Below are 2,035 nucleotides of genomic sequence, written 5' to 3'. Positions count from 1 at the left end.
GGGTGCGGATAACGTCCATCGCCTGACCGGCGATTTCGCCGATAAGCTGGGCCTGTTCTGCTCCTTCTTTTTGTCAAATATCGTATTCAGGCTTTTCGCCGCATGCGCCATATCCCGGCTCAACGTACACTCGTCCTGCTTATGTATTGTGTGAAGAAGGTTCGCGCGTTGAAGCGGGATCTCGCTGTAAAGCTTTGCGGGACGGCTGCGCATCATACCCGAACATTATGTTGAACGGACGTTCGGCCAGCAGCATGAACGCAGAGAACGCCACCGCTCAGCGCTGGCCGGGCGGCCGTTTACCCCCGCGTATACGGGACACGATGAAGGCAGATCGGCGCAAGGACGCGGCGCTTTGCCGCACGGTGAACAACACGACTCACAGATAACCGGCTAACATTCCCCGGATCGAAGTCCGGGATTAATTTTATAAAGATGTCTGTCTTAACTGATTGATTACACTAAGTACAGTTCCCGCAGGCAACATTGTTTCATTAATTTCATCCCCATAATTAGTGCTCCATATTAATTTGTCACCAATGCTTGTTTTTAGAAAGTAGAGATAGAAGCCATTATCCCCCATTGGAGTGCATGTCATATCAAACAGCCCATCAATTAACTCTTCACTATCACCTAAGAAGTAATCTGTGGCGTTGCTATAAAGAATTCTTGCATCAATAGAAGTATCATTAACATTTAAAATTTCAACTGGTGCTTTAGAGTAGAAACTAAATATTGTCGTTAATTCAAAAACATCCACGACATTAAAAATCACACGCCCATCAATACACAGTGAAAAAAGTCCATTTTTCCAAATGTCATTGGGTGTACTCCATTCATCAACCACATCAAATTGTAGAGATAAACAAAAAGGATCGCCGTAAATCATTTTATTCTTACTCCCAACTGTTTCTGAACAGCATTCGGTATTTGATCGCTTGTTAACGCATTCTTATCCCCGGTACTCCCATTCCAGTGATACTGCCCATTTGTACCTTCAAATCGATGAACATTGCCTTGACTATCGACGGCAAAACGAACCTCTTTATTAGGGTATTGTTTCGGGCTGGGGATTGAATGCTCAAATAGGCTAAGGGAATCTTTAGGCTCGATTCCTGCATTCGGCCTGTTACCCTGCTGGCCTAATGTATGCTTAGGGTTAGATTTATATACTAACCCATTGCTAACCTTAATAGGTTCTGACACCGGAATTGCGCTGCTTTTTCCTGTGCTATTCCCTTTACCGCCTGCGCCCACAGACAGATGCGCACTGGATGACACTTCAGAGCCTTGACTGCCCGCATATCCCACTCCGGGAGTGGCCGTTATCAGCCCGTCATTATTCCCCTTGGTGCTGCTGGCAATGTTCTGCTTGAACTCGTCATACTTCGTCATCAGCTGCTTTAGCGTTGATGCTGCTGCGCTGCTGATTCCTGTTTTGCCGCCCTCGTTTCCTTTCAGCCCATAAAATATTCCAGCAATATCAGCTGCCTGATTAATATTTATTGCCAGCGCAAAACGGTCTTTCGCTTCCTGGTAGCTGATGTTCTGTGATTTCGCGTAACCCTCTATTGCGTAATCCCATTTATCAGCTGAGGTATTCGCCACTATCTGGCTGACTTGAGCGTAATCTTCGCGATTCAGCTCTTTATACGTCAGCCTGCCCAGATAATCGTTGTAACTGTCCTGTAGACCCTGTGCTAGAGCATTCGCATCCTTACAGGCGGGCGATGCCCGCCCCTGGGAACACGCATCCTGCACATACTGATCAACTTCGGCGTCAAGTTTGGTTAGCTGGTCGTGTCGCTCTTCCAGTGCAGCCACTTCTTCAGGCGTTCTTGGGTGCAGGGCCAGTCCGGTTTCTGACAGTGCAAGCTCAATGCTGTTTTTCTCCTGAGCATCTTTGCCGCTCAGCGAGTTATTCTCAACCGCATTCTTACCCGCCTGGGCCGCCGCCACAGCACCGCCAGTATCGCCCGTTGCCAGGCCGCCTGCAAGCCCTGCGGCCAGCTGGCTCAGCGCGCTGACCTGCTGC

The 2,035-nt window shown here is 48.5% G+C and carries 2 protein-coding genes; both read right to left on the bottom strand.

The window, feature by feature from the left end:
- Nucleotides 1–427 precede the first annotated feature (427 nt).
- Nucleotides 428–889 carry an immunity 42 family protein gene (locus QLG07_RS02520; RefSeq protein ID WP_282468396.1) on the bottom strand — a complete coding sequence of 154 codons (462 nt, stop codon included), beginning with the start codon at nt 887–889 and terminating at the stop codon, nt 428–430.
- Nucleotides 886–2,035, bottom strand: a 1,150-nt coding sequence (locus tag QLG07_RS02515; RefSeq protein ID WP_282468395.1) for a VENN motif pre-toxin domain-containing protein, incomplete at its 5' end; no start/stop codon positions are given. The genes QLG07_RS02515 and QLG07_RS02520, both read right to left, overlap by 4 nt.

Source organism: Erwinia sp. V90_4 (assembly GCF_029967685.1).
In the GTDB taxonomy this organism is placed as follows: domain Bacteria; phylum Pseudomonadota; class Gammaproteobacteria; order Enterobacterales; family Enterobacteriaceae; genus Erwinia; species Erwinia aphidicola.
Note: the sequence above shows the minus strand (reverse complement) of the source record. Positions and strands in the feature narration are given on the sequence as shown.